We start from the raw sequence: 17,782 nt of genomic DNA on the forward strand, positions 1-17,782 counted from the left end.
GCTAGATGCGTTTGTTGGGTCAGGAGCCCAACAAACAGTTTATAAATATAAGCCAAGCTTTTAAGCGGGATTCATCGGTGGCAAACTCGATGCTTTATTTTTAGGTGCGGTATATGCCTGCTTTAGATTATGGACACTACGCCATAATTCATCCCCATGCCATGTAGCCTTTTCACTTTCTTGATATAAGGCTTGCGATAAAATCTGTACCTGTTTTTTAAACTGCATATCTGTTGAGAGGCGCATTAAATCCACTAAATTTAATATTGGAGCGTCTGGCCAATGTAAATTAGCCCATTTCAATAGAGCATCTCGACAGAATTGGGGGTTATTTTGATGGCAGGCATCATGAAGTGCTTGCAAGGCACGCTTATAGGCCCCTTTTCCAGGAACGTGGCTGCGTTTTTGCCAAGCCCATAAGCCTAGGGTAAGAAGCCAGGCCAGCGCGAATAGAGCGGCAATAATCCAGGCCCAATTGTTGGTTGCCGTGGAGGCGGCGATGGTTTCTGTAGTGGCAGGGTTGGCTGGTGATGCAAGTGCCGTATCTTGTATGGGCTTTGATGCATTGGTGGTTGCCACGTTCGAGGGATTAACATCAATAGTGCGTGGGTCTAAAACCGCAATTTCCTCTTTACCTGTTACAGTATTAAACCAAGGAAGTTTTAATTCAGGGATGACTACTTTTCCACTCTTATTGAATAAATAAGTGACCTTAAGTTCTGAGCGACTAACGATCTCGCCTTGATCCACCTGATTTCTTTCTTTGCCTTTCTCTGGATAGACATTAAAGGCATCCGAGTCTGCAAAATGCAAGCTAGGTAGTAATTGCGCAGGAATACCAATCCCCTCTAGAGTAATAGTACGTACTAAAGTGCTACCTTGCTCTATGGTTTGCCCCGGGTTTTCATAGGTGTCACTTAATTTAATTTGTTTTGCAGGAATCCAGGTTTGCCCACTAAATTGCGTGGGAATGGGCTGTACATTCAGGGTTATGTCTTTGGAGCGTGCTTTAATGCGCTGCGGATCAAAACCATAAACCAGCGCGGTAAACACGGGTGAGGTAATTGTTAATGGGCCGCTTTTTTGTGGAAAAATAGCATAACTTTGTTCCTCAACCAGGTAGGTCACATTATTCTTTTGGGTTTGGTAGCGTTTGTCATTACCTAAGGGAATTAGCAAAGCATTCTCGACCTTAGGTCCTTGATAACTTGCATCCAAGAGCTGTTTGGAATTATATAGGCGTACTTTGTAAGTGATTTGTTGGTTGAGATAAGGCTTTTTTTCATTAACTTCGGTAGTTAAAAAGATATCTTGCAGTTGCTGATCATTGTTGGTGTTTTGTATGGAGGTGTCCAGAGCCGAAACATTAATGGTTAACGGACTACTGTGATCATTTCCCATTCTTATCGCTGGGATAGTTACTGGACCTACTTTTCGCGCCTTTAGAGTGATAACCCAGGTGCTAGAAGCCTGAGTTTGTCCATTTATCACTGAGTAATTCACACTGCGTTCAGTGCCTAAAATCGTAAAATCTTTGCGAAGCGGTGTTAAATCAGGAATGCCATTGGCGGATTGCAGGCTAGGCTGCGTTAATAATAAGCGGAAGGGCTCGCCTTGACTGATCTCGGCGGGATCAACTTGAATTTGTACTTCGGCATGGGCCAAGGTGCTAATTAAATAAAAAAAGCTAATTATTATTAATTTTTTCATTGATACCATCCACGTTCTCTTCTTAAGTGGTCACGTAAAAACTTTTCTCGCAGTAAGCCGCCTGGATCATCAGGAATTAAGCGCAACCATTGTTCTTGTACCTGTTGTTTTTCTTGCTCTGCCTTACTGTCTTTCTTCGCTTGCATTTCCTGATCCTGCTTTTGCTGGTCCTGCTTTTGCTGGTCCTGCTTTTGCTGGTCCTGCTTTTGCTGGTCCTGCTTTTGCTGGTCCTGCTTTTGCTGGTCCTGCTTTTGCTGGTCCTGCTTTTGCTGGTCCTGCTTTTGCTGGTCCTGCTTTTGCTGGTCCTGCTTTTGCTGGTCCTGCTTTTGCTGGTCCTGCTTTTGCTGGTCCTGCTTTTGCTGGTCCTGCTTTTGCTGGTCCTGCTTTTGCTGGTCCTGCTTTTGCTGGTCCTGCTTTTGCTGGTCCTGCTTTTGCTGGTCCTGCTTTTGCTGGTCCTGCTTTTGCTGGTCTTGCTTTTGCTGGTCCTGCTTTTGCTGGTCTTGCTTTTGCTGGTCTTGCTTTTGCTCTTTTTGTTGTAAAAGCTTTTCAAGCAACTTTCGATTATCAATGGCATCCTGATTTTTAGGATTTATGGCTAAGGCCTTATCGTAAGCGGCGATCGCTTCTTTATATTTACCTAAGTGAGCCAAGGCATTGCCGGCGTTATAATAACCTTGTTCATCGTGTTGTTTTTGATAGAGCTCGCTGGCCCTTTGGTAATCTCCAGCACGATAAGCGGCAGCGGCGGCCCAGTCGTCGCGATTAAAGGTAGTGCCAGCCTCTTTATATTGTTGCTTATTCATTAATTCCTGCCCTTGCTGATCAGGAGTAGACCACAGGTCTTGCCATTGCCAGGCTTGGGCAGATAATGACAGGAATGAAGTGAATAAAAGGGTTAAATAACGCATCATACGACGATCCTTTGCAACCAGCCACGTTGAAATATCGGGAGCAGTAATAATAAAGCGGGGATTAAAAACCAACGTCCTTCATCACGCCATAATGGAATATCATCATCTTTACTCAAGGCAAATTGCTTTTGCGCGCTCCCATCGATCCACCGATCCAAATTACTTGCATCTGAGGTGTACTTTAATAATTGGCCATCACCTGCATCAGCAAAAAGTTGAAATAACGGGTTTAAATTGGGGTCGGCCTTAATGGGCATAATCGATGTGAAGATTCCTACGGTTGCTAATTTTTTTACTTCCGCAATTGCTTCCGTCGAGGGGGAGTCTGCTGTTAATACCAGAATTTGTCCATGATTATAACCAGCTTGTTTGATTAACAATGCGGCCTCGGCTACAGCACGTTCCAAATTATGGCCTGTCACTGGCATAATGTTGGGAGTTAATGAGGATAATAATGCGCTGATGGTTTGACCATCATCCGTAAGTGGAGAAACGACAAAGGGTTCACTAGTAAACGCAACTAAACCAAATTGGCCAATGTCTTTACGAGCAAATACATCACGTAATTTAAATTTGGCGCGGCTCAGACGATTAGGGCTTAGATCAGACTCCATCATATGTTCTGACATGTCTAATACTAACACGCGTGGTTGTATAGGCTTATAGGTTGCCACGGGTAACTTATGCCATGCGGGTCCAGCAATACTCACAATCATAAAGAGGATGCTGAACAATAAGCAAAAAATTGCTCCCATTCGCTGTCCTTGCCCTTTTTTTTGTAGTAAATGGTTGAGCAAATGAGGATCACAAATTTCTGCCCATGCATGCAGTTTAGGGTGGCGCCGCCAGCTAGCAAGGGCGAGCCCGAGCAATGGGAGAATCATGAGTAGCCACCATGGTCTTAAGAAATGAAACTCAGTTATCATGATTTAAGGGCCTCCGGATTTGCTGCAGTTGCAGGTGCTTTGACTCGCAAATCGGTTTTACTTGCCAGCCAAAAGAGACAGAGCAAGAGGGCTAAGCCAACAAACCATGGATAATAGTCTTTTTGTGGACGGATGGTTGCTTGCTCTTGATTTACTTTTTCTAATTGATTAATGGTTTCATAAATGGTGTTTAGTGTTTCCATATCAGTGGCGCGAAAATAGCGCCCACCCGTCAGTGTTGCTATAGCTTTTAAGGTATCCTCATCAAGATCTGCGGAGGCATTTTGCATGAGGAAGGCATTGGTTAGCGCTCTGGGATCTGCTGCGGCGCCTAAACCAATAGTATATATTTTTATTCCTTCGTCTTTTGCCAATTCGGCTGCTTTAAGCGGCTCAAGAACTCCAGAATTATTCGCACCATCGGTTAAAAGAATAAGAATTCTTCCTTGTTGTGGCACCCGCTTCAAGCGTTTGACGGCTAAACCGATGGCATCGCCAATGGAAGTCGTTTTTCCTGCTAAACCAACGGTTGCATCGATGAGACGTAGCAAAACGGTTTGCCGATCGTAGGTTAACGGTGTTTGCAGATAGGCGTTACTACCAAATAAGATTAGGCCTATTTTGTCGCCAGCTCGTGCCTGCACAAATTGTTCTGCTGCATTTTTAACCACACTAAGGCGACTGGCTGGGCGTCCATTCAACATCATATCGGGTATTTCCATACTACCTGATAAATCTAAGGCCATCATAATATTATACCCTTCACGCTCTATAGGTTTGGGCTCACCAATCCAACGTGGGCCCGCTAAAGCAAAAACGAGCAATAACCAAATTAATGCTGGAAGTAATAAAGAGGATTGTGCACTGAGCGAACGATGATCTTGGGCTGCAATTCCCGCCATTGCCTTAAAAAACGGTACGTTTAAGGCTGTGGGCAGGTGCAGCTTGGCTTTAGGCATGATAAGCCAGAATAATAAGGGCAAGGGGAATAGTAATAAAACCCAGGGATTGACTAATGTGAACATGGTACTCCCCTTTGTTTAATCCAAAGTTTGGCATGGGTGAACAATGGGTTTAGATCAATGTTGTTATCGCTTGCTTTAAAGGGTGCATCCAACAGGAGTGCGCGTACGCCATTAAAGTCTACGTTTTTGCTGGTTTGATTTAAAAATTGCACCCAGGCATCGCCATGCAAGCTGGCAACCTCGGTGCGGGGATAATAGACCAAGGCTACCCGACGTAATAACTCAGAAATTTGTGCACTACTTGTTGCCGTATTATGTTCTTTTTCATAGTCGTCTTGATAACGTGCTAATAAAAGCAAGGCTTGTTTTTTTGCTAAAGCATAACGGTGCTGTCGGTAAGCATATGTAGCTAATATTAAAATGAGTAGAATGCTCAGCGTAATGATGGCATACCAGCCCGGTGCAAGCGGCCACCAGCCGATTGCATCCGGTAAATGAATGTCTTTCAGCTGGGCTAAAGGAGCAGTCTGATTAGCCACGAGACCTCCTGGAAAAAGTACGACGTACCAGTTGCGTTAAATCAAGATCCGCAGTGGTTTGAACGTATTGAATGTGCAAGCGTTTAAATTGTTCCTGCAGTTGGCTTATCCTTTGTTGGCAATACTGCTGATAGGCCTGGTTTACGGAGCGTACCCGCGTATCAAGCAGTAATTCTTGCTGTCCATTGGTGATGGCATATTGTTGTGGTTTAGGAGGGGCTAATTCCACGCGGTCACAAATATGATAAGCAATAATATCATTATGGCTGTGTAGGCGATTCAAATGCTTTTCACATTCCACATCCATAGTATAAAAGTCACTGATCAATACCAGGATACTGCCTGGTCGGACGACACGACGTAAACGTAATAGAGCGTCACTCAATAGGGTGGGGGGGGCTTCGCGTTGTACATCGGTCTGTTCGGTGTACTGGCTTAGGGCTGCAAGCATAGGAAGAGCCCCTGAGTCACGTCCGCGAGGAATAAATTCACTGTGTTCAGTGGCTGAAAAAAATACGCCACCTACGCGATCGCCTTGTTTAATCACCGTCCAGACCAGCATGGCGGCTAAGCGAGCGGCAACTACCGATTTGAAGGCAACCCGTGTACCGAAAATCATTGAGGGATTAAAATCAGCAAGAATCACTACTGGTCGTTCGCGTTCCTCTTGATAAATTTTAACATGGGGCCTGCCGGTACGCGCGGTAACCCGCCATTCCATGTGGCGAATTTCATCCCCAGCCTGATAATTGCGTACCTCGGCAAAGTCCATGCCGCGGCCACGTAATTTGGACAGATGATTTCCAGCACGAATCGCTCGCCCTTCGGGTTGATAGCGAATTGATTGCGCATAGCGGCGCAAGTCGATCAATTCATTTAATTCTGCAATAACTCCATCAGCCATAAAAACCTCATGTTACGGAACAGCGACTAACCGTAATAGAGAATCAATAAAGTCGTCACTACTGATTCCCTCAGCTTCCGCTTCAAAACTTAATAAAATGCGATGTCGCAACACATCATGGGCAATCACATGAATATCATCTGGGGTGACGTAATCACGCCCAGCAAGCCATGCATGTGCTTTAGAACAGCGGTCCAAAGCAATGGTGGCACGTGGACTTGCGCCAAAGCGTAACCATCGGCCTAATTCTTCATTGTATATTCCGGGGTTGCGGGTTGCTACTACTAGCTGTACTAGATAATTTTCTAAAGCCGTACTGGTATATACCTTCAACACTTGTTTACGAGCCTCAAATAAGGTGGCTTGTGGTAATTTTGCGAATTCTGGTCTGGGCGTTGCCATTGCAGCACCTAAGGCTTCTCGACGAGATAGGGCCAAAATATCTTGTTCTACTTTAGCATCTGGATAACCAATTTTGACATACATTAGGAAACGGTCTAGTTGGGCCTCTGGCAAGGGATAGGTCCCTTCTTGCTCAATAGGGTTTTGTGTTGCCATTACCAGAAATAACTCCGGTAAAGGATAGGTTTTACCACCAATCGTAACTTGGCGTTCAGCCATTGCTTCCAATAAGGCTGATTGTACTTTAGCGGGGGCGCGGTTGATTTCATCAGCCAGCAAGAGGTGATGAAATATTGGACCTTGTTGAAATACAAAGGAGCCATTTTGCGGATGATAGACATCAGTGCCAGTTAAATCGCCCGGTAATAAATCAGGAGTAAACTGAATGCGGTGAAAATCACCTTCAACCCCATCGGACAGTTCTTTAACCGCGCGAGTTTTTGCTAGGCCGGGGGCACCTTCTACTAATAAATGACCATCTGCAAGCAAGGCAATCAACAAACGAGAAATTAAGCCTTCTTGCCCCAAAATCTGCGCATTAAGATGCTGACGTAATTGTGCTATTTGTTCTTGTACCGAATCGACAGCGGTGTGGTCTTTTAATTGCTCCATAGCGATACCTACCGAGGTTTAAAAAAACTTATCCTAACGTGAAATTAAAATGAAGCCAAGACTTAATATACTGTTATTTAAGTTAATTATTTTTAAACTTCGGTTGGACTGATTCATCCAATTGTTTTATTAGTTTTTTTCAGCCCGGGGTTAATCGCTTTCTTAATTTGCTTTCAAGGTTTAAAGAACCCAGTCAAATTTTGACATGTGATGTTAGATTATAGGCGTAAGGGCACATTAAGTTGGGCTGCTTTTATTTTGGTTAACTGTATGTTGTTTCTTCTTTTTAGTAATTGTTTTTTTTAGTAATTCGCAGACGTTCACGGGAATAGTAGGTTGGTGCTGAGTGAAACGAAGCCCAGCAACGGAGCTTCAATTTCACATTCATGTTAGGCTTCACGATGCTCAGCGCCGACCTACATTTAGACGCAGCCCGACGGCTTACAGCCGGGAAGTCATGATGGAGTTAAATCTTATTGATAATCCGGATGCAACTCCAATGGCATCATCAGTTGTAGGCGTTGGTACAAAGAAATAATTTCTTCACAAAAGACATGCAATTGTTGTTGATTTTCCCAGAGGTCATATTCTGAACCTTTGTGAAAGGCTTGTTGCCGGGATAGCGTTTTTAGCAGATCAATTTCCTGACGGGAAAAGCCTAAATGGTTGTTTAACTCGACCAACTCCATTAGATTTTTATATTCTTTAATGGGACGCTGTTCGTGCAAGCAATATGCTTTTAAGGTTAATTGAAAAGCATGATACATTAATGAAGTAATGGGCGTTAAGACGAATAAGGCTCTACGTGAGCTAATAGCTTCATAGTCTAGCTGTTGTAACAGGTTATCCGCTGCATAAGCATGTTGGGTTGCAATATTAAGTAATTCCAATGGGGATAAATAATGTTTGTCCATAGTTAATGCATGTTCCTGGTTAGTTCGATTTTTTGCAGAATAATGTTAAAATTATTGTCATTATAGCTTTGAATTCATTTGATGCACGCTTTTATTAATAGTCCTCTACAAATAGGTTCTCTTACTCTACCACACCGTTTAATTCAGGGGCCATTGGCGGGGTACAGTTGTGCACCCTTTAGAACCTTATTTAATCGATATACTGCTCCAGCATACTGTGTCACGGAAATGAGTTCCGCGATGGATGTAGTGCATCGCCATGCCTTAAATTCACGTTATATCTATCGCTCGCCTCACGAAAAGCGCTTGGCATATCAAATTTCTGGAACGGAACCTATGGTTTTAGCCCAGGCGGCGCAACGATTAGAGGCTTATGGTGCGGATCTAATTGATATTAACTGCGGCTGCCCCAAACCGAAAATTCGCAAAAAGGGCGCTGGTAGTGCTTTATTAGAAACGCCAAAGCTTTTAGAAGAAATCGTGAAAACTGTACGTGCAGCCATTACGATTCCACTCACGGTTAAAATTCGTATTCAAGATACCCAGGATGATATGGTCTTGGCGCAAAAAATTGAAGCGGCAGGGGCGGATGCGTTAATCGTGCATGGCCGACGTTGGGTTGATGATTATGATATGGCTGTTAATTTTCAGCAAATTGCACGCATTAAACAGGCGCTGACGATACCGGTAATTGCTAATGGTGATATAGATTCTATCGCTAGCTTGCAACGGGCAGTAGAGTTTAGTGCTTGTGATGCATTTATGATTGCTCGTGCTGGTAGTGGGCGTCCTTGGCTATTTCAAGAATTATTGGAGCAGCGTTTGCTTAATATAAGTGGGACGGAAAAGGTTAATTTATTTATGACCCATTTACATGATTTGGCGGCATTGGAAGATGAGTTTAAGGCTGTTTTACAAAGTAAGTCATTGGTGCGGTATTATTTGGGGAGGAATTTGGATGCCGCTTGGTTGAATGGGTTTTATCAGTTGGATTCTTTAGCTAGTATTGAGGCCTATTTATTATAGGCTGGGCCCATGCCCCACCATGGCATCGAGTCACACTAGCATTCAATATTGGGGCATGGGGCTCAACCTAGACAGCATTGCAACATGTTTCTAGGTCAAACTACGGCCGCCATCAACCTGTATAATTTGTCCTGTAATAAAGGGATTTTCCGCCAAAGCCAGCACTGCTTGTGCAATAAATTCCGGATTTCCATGTCGTTTTAAAGGCGTTTCCGCAAGGATTTTTTGTTGTATTTCCTGACTTAAACTATTTTCATTTTCGGGCCAGGCAATCGAACCTGGAGCAACCGCATTGACGCGAATTTCTGGAGCAAGTTCCCGCGCCAAGCTTTTAGTCTGCATTTCCAGAGCGGCCTTAGTCTGGCAATAAACTGAGTAGCCAGAAAGCGGTTTTTCCGCATGAATGTCTGTAATATTGATAATCGCCCCGGAGTTCTTAGCTAAGAGCGGACGGGCAGCAAGACTTAATAAAAAGGGCGCTTTCACATTAGCATTAAACAGAAGCTCCCAATTTTTTTCTTCAGTTTGATGGCAATCATTGCGTATAAAAACTGAGGCATTATTTACCAACAAATGCAATTGTCCAGCCCACGCGCTAATCGCTGTCACCAGGTCCTGTGCAGCATGAGCCTCAGTTAATTCTTTTTGCAAAACAAGGGCACTATCTGGGCGTTGCTCATTTAATTGCTGCGCGAGCTCTTGGGCTTCGGTGAAGGTATAACGGCAATGAATTGCAATTTTATATCCAGCGCTATGCAGTTTTTTCACAATGGCGGCACCAATACGCCGAGCGCCTCCAGTGACCAACGCTACTTTTGCTGCTTGTTTGTTTATTGGATACAATGTATGTTCCCCTCTCTAGAAAAAATGCCAAGGATTAGTGGCAGTATTTAACGACATTATTAATAAGTTATGAGTATACAACAAACATTACAAGCACGGCTTGGTGACGGACAGGCGCTTCCTTTTGTGGAGTTCATGCAATTGGCCTTATATGCCCCGGGAGAAGGTTATTACAGTTCCGGTTTGCAAAAATTAGGTAAGCATGGTGACTTTATTACGGCTCCTGAGTTAAGCCCACTTTTTGGACAAACTCTGGCGAATCAATGCCAGCAAATTATGCAGGTGCTTGAATCACCAAAGATTCTTGAGTTTGGTGCTGGAAGTGGGGCGCTTTGCGTGGCTTTATTGGCTCATTTGGAGACGCTTAATTGCTTGCCTGAACATTATTATATTTTGGAAGTGAGTGCCAATTTACGCCATCGCCAGACAGAGTTGATTCAGCAAAAAATTCCTCATTTGGCTCATAAAGTTATTTGGTTAGAGCAATGGCCGGAGACTCCTTTTAATGGGGTTGTGTTGGCGAATGAAGTATTGGATGCCATGCCTGTGCATCGTTTTATGCTAAACGAAGACGGCATTTTCGAAAGTTATGTTATCCTAGACGAGCAGCAGCAATTAAAAGAAGTCTTTAAACCCTGCGACAATTCACCGCTACAGGATTACATCCAGCAACGATTGACTATAGAAACGTTGCCTTATCTTTCTGAGGTGAATCTGTTTATTGATGATTGGATCTTAAATATTTACCGCAGCTTGAACCAAGGGACCGTGTTATTAATTGACTATGGTTTTCCTCGTCATGAGTATTATCATGCAGACCGCCGTCAGGGAACTTTGATGTGTCATTATCAACATCAAAGTCATCCGGATCCTTTACTGCATCCAGGGGCGCAGGATATTACCGCCCACGTAGACTTTACACATGTGGCGGAAGCGGCACAACACGCGGGTTTTCATGTTGCAGGTTATACGGACCAAGCCTCTTTTTTGCTGGCAAACGGTTTGCTAGGCTTAATTAATACGCTGGATGATGAAGTAGAACAAGTCAAAGCAAAACAAGCAATAAAACAGTTGACCTTACCCAGTGAGATGGGGGAGTTGTTTAAAGTAATCGCTTTAAATAAGGATATGGACATCGATTTAATTGGGTTTCAACTATTAGATAAACGAGTGAGTTTATGAAGATAAAAAAATACCTGACTACGGTCGAGTTACAGAAAGAATCAATGAAGTTTTCTGCAGGACATACCACTATTTTTTCTGCCACTGAGCGAGAGCCATTGCATGGCCATATGTACGGCGTTTACCTTGCCCTAACAACCTGGGTTGAAGAAAATGGCATGACCTTTGATTATCGTTATTACAAAAAGCGTATTCATCACTTATGCAGTCATTTGAATCAAACCTTTTTAATGCCGCAATTTTCGCCTTTTTTAGAATATGCTGAAGACGAAGAGTATTATTATTTTACTTTTAATCATAAAAAAATCCCTTTTCTAAAAGAAGATGTGACCATGTTGCCCGTAACCAACATTACGGTAGAAGAATTATCACGTTGGTTTGTTAATGAATTAATTAAAGATACGGACGAATTAGATCGTCATCGTATTGAAAAAGTGGTGGTGAAGGTCTTTTCGGCTCCTGGGCAATCCGCAAGCCATGAATGGCATAGATCGGCATGAAAACGGTTTATCAGGTTTGTATTCCTCATACCAGCCGTGATTTTTTTGATTATGAAGCCGAGGCAGGACTTAGTCCGTGTATTGGCGGGCGGGTATGGGTGCCTTTTCGCAAGCAGGTACGCTTGGGGATAGTGGTTGGCAAACTTGAGCTAGCAGAAGTAACTGCACCGTTAAAAAGTATTAGTGAAGTAATTGATAGCGAGCCGTTAATTCAAGATGAATTATTGGCTTTATGTACTTGGGTTGGTACCTATTATCAATCCGCTTTATCTGAAGTGTTGCCTTTAGCATTACCGAAGAAATATCGTTTAGGGCTGGCTTGTCAGTTGCCTCAGGGCGATTTTTACCAATTAGCGCTGGCCATTGATGAGGCAAAAAAAATAGTGCCAGCACGGGCGCGTAAACAGCTGGAGTTGGTGGACTTTTTAGCAACTCAAACTGAGCCAGTAAGTAAACAGTTATTAGTGCAACAGGGGTTTACTTCAAGCCAGTTGCTTAATTTATTAGCCACAGGTGTGATAGCTTTATCTCAACAGGATATTTTGCCGACTCAGGCAGATATAGAGCCATCCCAACCTTTGCCATTGAATCCTGAACAAGCGGTTGCCGTTGCTGCCATAAGTGAACAGTTGCACCAGTATCAATGTTTTTTATTGCAAGGGGTTACTGGCAGCGGTAAAACAGAAGTGTATTTACAGGTAATTGCTCAGGTTTTAGCACAAGGTAAGCAAGTTTTGGTATTGGTACCTGAAATAGGCCTAACTCCTCAATTACTTGCTCGTTTTACCGCGCGTTTTAAAGAGCCTATTGCCGTTATTCATTCCAATTTAAATGAATCCGAACGGCAAGTTGCCTGGCAATTAGCCAAAGAAAAAAAAGTACAAATGGTTATTGGCACGCGAGCTGCTATTTTTACCCCCATGCCTAACTTAGGTTTAATTGTGATTGATGAAGAGCATGATTCCTCATTAAAACAAATGGAAGGCGTGCGTTATTCGGCACGCGATACCGCATTAATGCGCGCGCATTTGGCAAATATCCCGATTATTTTAGGCTCCGCAACTCCGAGTCTGGAAAGTTTATATAACAGCAAACAAAATAAATATCAGCGCTTACGTCTGACCCATAAGGCTCTATCTACCACGCCATTACATTACCAGTTGATTGATTTGCGAGCGCAAACGCTACAGCATGGTTTAGCCACACCTACGTTGCATGTAATTAAAGAACACTTGCAAAAGCAAAACCAGGTTTTAGTATTTATTAATCGTCGTGGTTTTGCCCCTGTTTTATTATGCCATCAATGTGGGTGGATGGCGGATTGTCGCGCTTGTGATAGCCATTTGACTTTGCATAAGCAGGTTGGGCAAATGATTTGCCATCATTGTGGGTTGACCCAGCGTACCCCAGATCATTGTCGCAGCTGTCAAAGTCATGAGTTGATTCCTGTGGGGGCAGGGACACAACGAGTGCATGAATTTTTAAGCTCCTATTTTCCAGATACTCAAGTGGTACGTATCGACCGTGATGCGGTGCGTAAAAAACATGCTTTAGATGAGCATTTGGAGATGATTCAACGAGGAGAGGCGCAGCTTATTGTTGGCACACAAATGTTGGCAAAGGGACATCACTTCCCACGCCTTTCTCTGGTGGTGGTGCTGGATGCTGACTCGGGCTTATACAACCAGGATTTTCGCGCGTTGGAGCAGTTAGGCCAGTTACTCACTCAGGTGGCGGGGCGAGCGGGGCGGGCAGAGCAGGCGGGGCAGGTAATCATCCAGACGCATTTACCTGATCATCCATTATTGAATTTATTGATTCAGCAAGGCTACGAGCCCTTTGCTGATGCCTTACTAACTACACGCCAGCAAGCGCAGCTACCTCCTTATCATTATCTTGCCGTGATTCGCGCTCAAGGGAAAGTTTCAAATAGCGTATTACACTTTTTACGCACAATGAAGGAACAAATGCTAAATCACCCCCTGACTATCATGGGCCCAGCCCCTGCGCCTTTGCCACGTAAAGCAAACCAATACCGTATGCAATTATTAATTAAGTCATCGTCTCGCAAAGTATTGAAGAGCTCTTTGACACAATTGCGAGAGTGGTTAACAATGAATAAATTAACTAATGGCATTCGCTGGAATGTAGATGTTGACCCTATGGATTTATCATGACTGAAAACAAAATTACTGTACACGAAAAAACCTTCCCCATTGCCTGGGGGGATATGGATGCATTAGGCCATGTAAATAATGCACGTTATTTTGACTATTTTCAGGAGGCTCGGATTGAATGGTTGCGCGAGCTTAAAATAAAGATGACGGAGCAAATGGGACCGGTGGTTGTTCATGTTGCCTGTACTTATTTAAAACCGGTGGTATATCCTGCAACCGTAACGCTACGTTCCCGAATATATAATATGGGTAACTCCAGCATGATGATGGATCATGACTTGTACCAGGATGAGGTATTAATGGCCCAGGGTAGCTGTAAGGTTGTGTGGGTTGATTATACTAAAAATAAATCCGTGCCATTACCCGATAGTATCCGCACCTCTTTTGAGGCAAGTAGATAACAACATCCGTGCTATTGTAGGTTGGGCCCCCAACAAGGCAGGCACACCAGAATTCACTGTTGGGCCATGCGCCCAACATAGATCGTTATAGCTGCGTTTTTCACGCTAATTTGCATATCCTAAATAATCCATTTTGCCAATATTCATCCCATAATGGCGTAAAATATCGTGCGCGGTGGTTAAGTGAAAAAATATATTCGGAAGTAACATAGACAATAAATAAGTACGAGCACTGAGGGAAATACTTTCCTGGTGTATTTTGATTTCAATCAGACGATTATCATCACCATTAAGTAATTCTGGTTTAATATCCTGCAAAAAACTAGCCGTTTTGCTAAGGCGCTCCTTGAGTTCATCAAAAGTTGACTCGGTATCCGGAAAACGAGGCGTGGGTATTCCGGCGAGTTTGGCAACGCCTCCTTTGCAATTATCACTAAAGCGCTGAATTTGCCCTGATAAGGGGAACATGTCAGGTGCAAGACGAGCGTTAATTAATACTGCAGGATCAATATTTTTTTCAATCGCATAAGCAGCAGCTTTATCCATATATTCAGAAAGAATACCTAAATTGCGTAGCATCACAGGGATAGTAAGATCATACAGCGAAAACGACATGTTCAACTCCATTGCAAACCATATTCGAGGAGTCATCTTATTAGAGCTGCCTTGGGTTGTAAAGCTAACCCCGATTCAGCCTTGACAAATTGTTAAGCTAGCTCACACTTTAATAATCTGAATATAAAAAGTTGTCCCCTAACGTAAGGATGCGTATATGAAAGCATTAATTTATCAAGGCCCTGGGAAAATCGCGGTAGAAGAGCGAGACAAGCCTGTTATTAAAAAACCTTCCGATGCAGTGGTAAAACTCAAAAAAACTACGATTTGCGGAACGGATCTGCATATTTTAAAAGGTGATGTCGCTACCTGTACTGCGGGGCGTATTCTGGGACATGAAGGAATTGGTATCGTGGATAGCGTAGGCTCTGGGGTAACCGAAATGTCCCCTGGAGATAAAGTAATTATTTCTTGTATCACTTCGTGTAGTAAATGCGAACCTTGTCGCAGGGGAATGTATTCTCACTGTATTCATGGTGGATGGGTCCTTGGCAATAGGATCGATGGTACGCAGGCGGAATACGTACTTATTCCGCAAGCAGATACGAGTCTATATAAGATTCCTGATGGCGTTAATGAAGAGGCCCTAGTTCTGCTTAGTGATATTTTGCCTACTGGGTTTGAGTGCGGAGTCTTAAATGGCAAAGTTCAACCAGGAAATTCTGTAGCTATAGTGGGGGCCGGACCTATTGGCTTAGCTACATTACTGACCGCGCAATTTTATTCCCCTGCTGAAATTATTGTGATTGATGTTGATGAACATCGTTTAGCGTTGGCGCAACGTTTAGGTGCGACACAGGTGATCAATAATCAGGATGGTAACGCAGCAAGTAAAGTGATGGAAATGACCAATGGTCGTGGTGTAGATACGGCTATAGAGGCAGTTGGTATTCCGGCTACGTTTGTTCTCACTGAAGATTTGGTTGCTGCGGGCGGCACTATTGCTAATGTTGGAGTGCATGGGATGAAAGTGGATCTACATTTAGAGCGTTTATGGTCACAGAATATCACCATTACTACGCGACTCGTCGATACGGTATCTACCCCCATGCTATTAAAAACAGTATGCGCGCATAAAATTGATCCGCAATTATTAATCAGCCATCATTTTAAGTTTGAAAATATCCTTGATGCTTATGATACGTTTAGACAAGCAGCAAAAACAAATGCATTAAAGGTGATTATTGATGTTTCATAGCTGTGCTTATTAATTACTTGGGTTATTATCGTGGACGAAGAAATACCATATAAAGCGATTGTAGAACAAACGACTAATCTTGTTATCGTGACGGAGATTCTACCTCTTCGGAAACCACCCGGGATAATAATTGTTTATGTAAATCAGGCGTTTATGAAAGTTATGGGCTATGCGGAAGAAGACGTTTTAGGTAAATCACCCCGAATTTTACAAGGAGAAAAAACCGATAAAAATATCTTGAAGAAAATTCGGATTGCTGTGGAAAAAAAAGAATCTGTACATTTTGAACTATTAAATTATGCTAAAGACCAAACAGAGCATTGGTTTGACTTTTCAATTATCCCGATTAACGATAAGCACGGTGATTCTAAGTATTTTGTTGGAATTGGACACGATATAACGGCACGCAAAAAAATGGAAGAAGTACAAGCTCAGCTCTCTTCACTCGTAGAGTTCTCTGATGAGGCAATTATAGGGAAAAATTTAGATGGGACTATATTGAGTTGGAATAAAGCCGCGGAAAATCTTTATGGTTATAGCGCAAAAGAGGCTATTGGCGCCAATATAAAAATGTTGTTTCCTAAAGATAAACAGGAAGAATTTCAGCATATCATGCATATGGTTGCCGCCAATAAGCACCTCACACACTTTGAAACGCTAAGGGTGCATAAGGATGGGCAGATGATACCCGTTTCCATTACTATAACGCCTATATTTAGTCAGGGAAAAGTACTCGGTGCTTCAGTAATTGCTCGCGATATTACGCAACAAAAATTAATTGAGGAGCGATTAAAGCATTTAGCAGAACACGATGCCTTAACGGGATTAATTAACCGCCCACTTTTTGAGGATCGTTTAGAGCAGGCCATACTGCGTGCTAATCGACAGGGGCAGAGCGTTGCTGTTTGTTTTTTAGACCTGGATAACTTCAAGCAAGTGAATGACATTTATGGTCATACTGTTGGTGACTTACTGTTATGTGCTACAGTAAAACGTCTGCAAACCTGTATCCGTGAAATTGATACCTTAGCTCGATTGGGTGGCGATGAGTTTGGATTAGTTTTATCAAATACCACTGAGCAGGAAGCGATTAAGGTAGTAAAAAAGATAGTTCACTCGTTCGCAAAAGAATTTTTAATTGAAAATAATGTGTTTCATATTACATTGAGTATAGGGGTTTCCCTATACCCCAAAGATGGTAATACATCACTCATTGAGAAAGCGGATATGGCAATGTACTATGTAAAAAAGCAGGGAAAGAATAATTTTAAATTGTTTGATGACAGCATTTCTAAATTAACCAGTTAAGCCTTGTTCTCTTCTCGCTATGCTATAATCTAAAAAAAGCCAAGGAGCTGATGATGGAAAAGGCGGAATCAATAAAGCGCAGCAAAATTGATGTAATGGATGCTATACATAATCGCAGAGCGGTACGTAATTATTTACCGCAAAAAGTTGACGCAGAGATTATTAATCAGCTTTTAGATGCTGCGGCTCATGCCCCTTCAGCACTGCACGAAGAATCTCGAGCCTTTGTAGTGGTTCAAGATAAATCTTTATTAGACCGTATTTCTGCTAGTGCTAAGTTGCTCACGAGCACCAAGGAACAGAAGGACTTGCAGGAACAGCACGTTTTGCAAGTGGTGCAACAAAAGGAGTTCAATGTTTTCTATAATGCACCTAGCTTAATCGTTATCTGCAGTACATTTAAGGGAGAGTTCGTTAGTGCCGATTGCTGGTTGGCTGCTGAAAATTTAATGCTTTCTGCTCTGACCTTTGGTCTTGCCTCCTGTGTTATTGGTTTTTCCGTTCCGGCTTTAAATTTACCTGAATGGAAGAGTGAGTTAGGAATACCTGAAAATATGACAGCTGTGGTTCCGATTATTTTTGGTTGGCCAGCAACGCCGACTTTAGCTACGACTCATAATCCACCGAAAATTCTCAAGTGGCTCTAGCT

At 42.9% G+C, this 17,782-nt stretch carries 18 protein-coding genes; 8 read left to right on the forward strand and 10 right to left on the reverse strand.

All coding sequences use genetic code 11. The features are described 5' to 3' along the window. Positions 1 to 60: 60 nt before the first annotated feature. The 8 genes from J2N86_RS00655 to J2N86_RS00690 form a co-directional block, all read right to left on the reverse strand. The gene (locus J2N86_RS00655; protein WP_252580267.1) at positions 61 to 1,710 is read right to left on the reverse strand and encodes a BatD family protein; all 1,650 of its coding nucleotides are present in this window, start codon (positions 1,708 to 1,710) and stop codon (positions 61 to 63) included. Next, positions 1,707 to 2,621 carry a tetratricopeptide repeat protein gene (locus J2N86_RS00660; protein WP_252580269.1) on the reverse strand — a complete coding sequence of 305 codons (915 nt, stop codon included), beginning with the start codon at positions 2,619 to 2,621 and terminating at the stop codon, positions 1,707 to 1,709. The genes J2N86_RS00655 and J2N86_RS00660 overlap by 4 nt, the downstream gene beginning before the upstream one ends. After that, positions 2,618 to 3,547, reverse strand: coding sequence for a VWA domain-containing protein (locus J2N86_RS00665; RefSeq protein ID WP_252580271.1), 930 nt, complete (start codon positions 3,545 to 3,547; stop codon positions 2,618 to 2,620). The genes J2N86_RS00660 and J2N86_RS00665 overlap by 4 nt, the downstream gene beginning before the upstream one ends. Beyond that, the gene (locus J2N86_RS00670) at positions 3,544 to 4,572 is read right to left on the reverse strand and encodes a VWA domain-containing protein (RefSeq protein ID WP_252580272.1); all 1,029 of its coding nucleotides are present in this window, start codon (positions 4,570 to 4,572) and stop codon (positions 3,544 to 3,546) included. Before J2N86_RS00670 ends, J2N86_RS00665 begins: the two co-directional genes overlap by 4 nt. Then, a complete protein-coding gene (locus tag J2N86_RS00675; protein ID WP_252580274.1) occupies positions 4,560 to 5,051 on the reverse strand; it encodes a DUF4381 domain-containing protein in 492 nt (163 codons plus the stop codon). The genes J2N86_RS00670 and J2N86_RS00675 overlap by 13 nt, the downstream gene beginning before the upstream one ends. Further along, complete coding sequence (locus tag J2N86_RS00680; protein WP_252580276.1) at positions 5,044 to 5,955, reverse strand: DUF58 domain-containing protein; 912 nt, start codon at positions 5,953 to 5,955, stop codon at positions 5,044 to 5,046. The genes J2N86_RS00675 and J2N86_RS00680 overlap by 8 nt, the downstream gene beginning before the upstream one ends. A gap of 12 nt (positions 5,956 to 5,967) precedes the next feature. Beyond that, on the reverse strand, positions 5,968 to 6,969 hold the full coding sequence (locus J2N86_RS00685; protein WP_252580277.1) for an AAA family ATPase: 1,002 nt from the start codon (positions 6,967 to 6,969) through the stop codon (positions 5,968 to 5,970). A gap of 473 nt (positions 6,970 to 7,442) precedes the next feature. After that, on the reverse strand, positions 7,443 to 7,883 hold the full coding sequence (locus J2N86_RS00690; protein WP_252580279.1) for a hypothetical protein: 441 nt from the start codon (positions 7,881 to 7,883) through the stop codon (positions 7,443 to 7,445). A gap of 81 nt (positions 7,884 to 7,964) precedes the next feature. Between J2N86_RS00690 and J2N86_RS00695 the strand changes: the two genes are divergently transcribed. Further along, complete coding sequence (locus J2N86_RS00695) at positions 7,965 to 8,909, forward strand: tRNA dihydrouridine synthase (RefSeq protein WP_252580280.1); 945 nt, start codon at positions 7,965 to 7,967, stop codon at positions 8,907 to 8,909. Positions 8,910 to 8,999: 90 nt separating this feature from the next. Here J2N86_RS00695 and J2N86_RS00700 read toward each other — a convergent pair whose 3' ends face one another. Continuing rightward, entirely contained in the window at positions 9,000 to 9,752 is a 753-nt protein-coding gene (locus tag J2N86_RS00700) for a pteridine reductase (RefSeq protein ID WP_252580281.1), read from the reverse strand. A gap of 69 nt (positions 9,753 to 9,821) precedes the next feature. On the opposite strand from J2N86_RS00700, the gene J2N86_RS00705 reads away from it, so the two are divergent. From J2N86_RS00705 to J2N86_RS00720, 4 genes are read left to right on the forward strand one after another with little or no spacing between them, the layout of a single operon-like run. Next, positions 9,822 to 10,934, forward strand: a complete 1,113-nt coding sequence (locus tag J2N86_RS00705) for a class I SAM-dependent methyltransferase (RefSeq protein WP_252580282.1) — start codon at positions 9,822 to 9,824, stop codon at positions 10,932 to 10,934. Further along, positions 10,931 to 11,434 carry a 6-pyruvoyl trahydropterin synthase family protein gene (locus J2N86_RS00710; protein WP_252580284.1) on the forward strand — a complete coding sequence of 168 codons (504 nt, stop codon included), beginning with the start codon at positions 10,931 to 10,933 and terminating at the stop codon, positions 11,432 to 11,434. The genes J2N86_RS00705 and J2N86_RS00710 overlap by 4 nt, the downstream gene beginning before the upstream one ends. Continuing rightward, a complete protein-coding gene (locus tag J2N86_RS00715; RefSeq protein WP_252580286.1) occupies positions 11,431 to 13,611 on the forward strand; it encodes a primosomal protein N' in 2,181 nt (726 codons plus the stop codon). Before J2N86_RS00710 ends, J2N86_RS00715 begins: the two co-directional genes overlap by 4 nt. After that, positions 13,608 to 14,012: an acyl-CoA thioesterase gene (locus J2N86_RS00720; protein ID WP_252580288.1), complete on the forward strand. Its 405-nt coding sequence runs from the start codon at positions 13,608 to 13,610 to the stop codon at positions 14,010 to 14,012. Before J2N86_RS00715 ends, J2N86_RS00720 begins: the two co-directional genes overlap by 4 nt. Before the next feature lie 105 nt (positions 14,013 to 14,117). Here the strand turns inward: J2N86_RS00720 and J2N86_RS00725 are convergent, their stop codons facing one another. Continuing rightward, a complete protein-coding gene (locus J2N86_RS00725; RefSeq protein ID WP_252580290.1) occupies positions 14,118 to 14,627 on the reverse strand; it encodes a DUF1993 domain-containing protein in 510 nt (169 codons plus the stop codon). Between the two features lie 157 nt (positions 14,628 to 14,784). On the opposite strand from J2N86_RS00725, the gene J2N86_RS00730 reads away from it, so the two are divergent. The 3 genes from J2N86_RS00730 to J2N86_RS00740 are packed head-to-tail and all read left to right on the forward strand — an operon-like array spanning position 14,785 to position 17,780. Then, positions 14,785 to 15,825 carry a zinc-dependent alcohol dehydrogenase family protein gene (locus J2N86_RS00730; protein WP_252580292.1) on the forward strand — a complete coding sequence of 347 codons (1,041 nt, stop codon included), beginning with the start codon at positions 14,785 to 14,787 and terminating at the stop codon, positions 15,823 to 15,825. Positions 15,826 to 15,855: 30 nt separating this feature from the next. After that, positions 15,856 to 17,133: a diguanylate cyclase domain-containing protein gene (locus J2N86_RS00735; RefSeq protein WP_252580294.1), complete on the forward strand. Its 1,278-nt coding sequence runs from the start codon at positions 15,856 to 15,858 to the stop codon at positions 17,131 to 17,133. Positions 17,134 to 17,186: 53 nt separating this feature from the next. Further along, complete coding sequence (locus J2N86_RS00740; RefSeq protein WP_252582463.1) at positions 17,187 to 17,780, forward strand: nitroreductase family protein; 594 nt, start codon at positions 17,187 to 17,189, stop codon at positions 17,778 to 17,780. Positions 17,781 to 17,782 lie beyond the last annotated feature (2 nt).

It is taken from the genome of Legionella lytica, assembly GCF_023921225.1.
In the GTDB taxonomy this organism is placed as follows: domain Bacteria; phylum Pseudomonadota; class Gammaproteobacteria; order Legionellales; family Legionellaceae; genus Legionella; species Legionella lytica.

Excerpts from the sequence above, each read along its gene's own strand:
- J2N86_RS00655 (WP_252580267.1), bottom strand. The coding sequence starts at position 1,710 with ATGAAAAAATTAATAATAATTAGCTTTTTTTATTTAATTAGCACCTTG.
- J2N86_RS00660 (WP_252580269.1), bottom strand. The coding sequence starts at position 2,621 with ATGATGCGTTATTTAACCCTTTTATTCACTTCATTCCTGTCATTATCT.
- J2N86_RS00665 (WP_252580271.1), bottom strand. The coding sequence starts at position 3,547 with ATGATAACTGAGTTTCATTTCTTAAGACCATGGTGGCTACTCATGATT.
- J2N86_RS00670 (WP_252580272.1), bottom strand. The coding sequence starts at position 4,572 with ATGTTCACATTAGTCAATCCCTGGGTTTTATTACTATTCCCCTTGCCC.
- J2N86_RS00680 (WP_252580276.1), bottom strand. The coding sequence starts at position 5,955 with ATGGCTGATGGAGTTATTGCAGAATTAAATGAATTGATCGACTTGCGC.
- J2N86_RS00685 (WP_252580277.1), bottom strand. The coding sequence starts at position 6,969 with ATGGAGCAATTAAAAGACCACACCGCTGTCGATTCGGTACAAGAACAA.
- J2N86_RS00690 (WP_252580279.1), bottom strand. The coding sequence starts at position 7,883 with ATGGACAAACATTATTTATCCCCATTGGAATTACTTAATATTGCAACC.
- J2N86_RS00695 (WP_252580280.1), top strand. The coding sequence starts at position 7,965 with ATGCACGCTTTTATTAATAGTCCTCTACAAATAGGTTCTCTTACTCTA.
- J2N86_RS00705 (WP_252580282.1), top strand. The coding sequence starts at position 9,822 with ATGAGTATACAACAAACATTACAAGCACGGCTTGGTGACGGACAGGCG.
- J2N86_RS00710 (WP_252580284.1), top strand. The coding sequence starts at position 10,931 with ATGAAGATAAAAAAATACCTGACTACGGTCGAGTTACAGAAAGAATCA.
- J2N86_RS00715 (WP_252580286.1), top strand. The coding sequence starts at position 11,431 with ATGAAAACGGTTTATCAGGTTTGTATTCCTCATACCAGCCGTGATTTT.
- J2N86_RS00720 (WP_252580288.1), top strand. The coding sequence starts at position 13,608 with ATGACTGAAAACAAAATTACTGTACACGAAAAAACCTTCCCCATTGCC.
- J2N86_RS00725 (WP_252580290.1), bottom strand. The coding sequence starts at position 14,627 with ATGTCGTTTTCGCTGTATGATCTTACTATCCCTGTGATGCTACGCAAT.
- J2N86_RS00730 (WP_252580292.1), top strand. The coding sequence starts at position 14,785 with ATGAAAGCATTAATTTATCAAGGCCCTGGGAAAATCGCGGTAGAAGAG.
- J2N86_RS00740 (WP_252582463.1), top strand. The coding sequence starts at position 17,187 with ATGGAAAAGGCGGAATCAATAAAGCGCAGCAAAATTGATGTAATGGAT.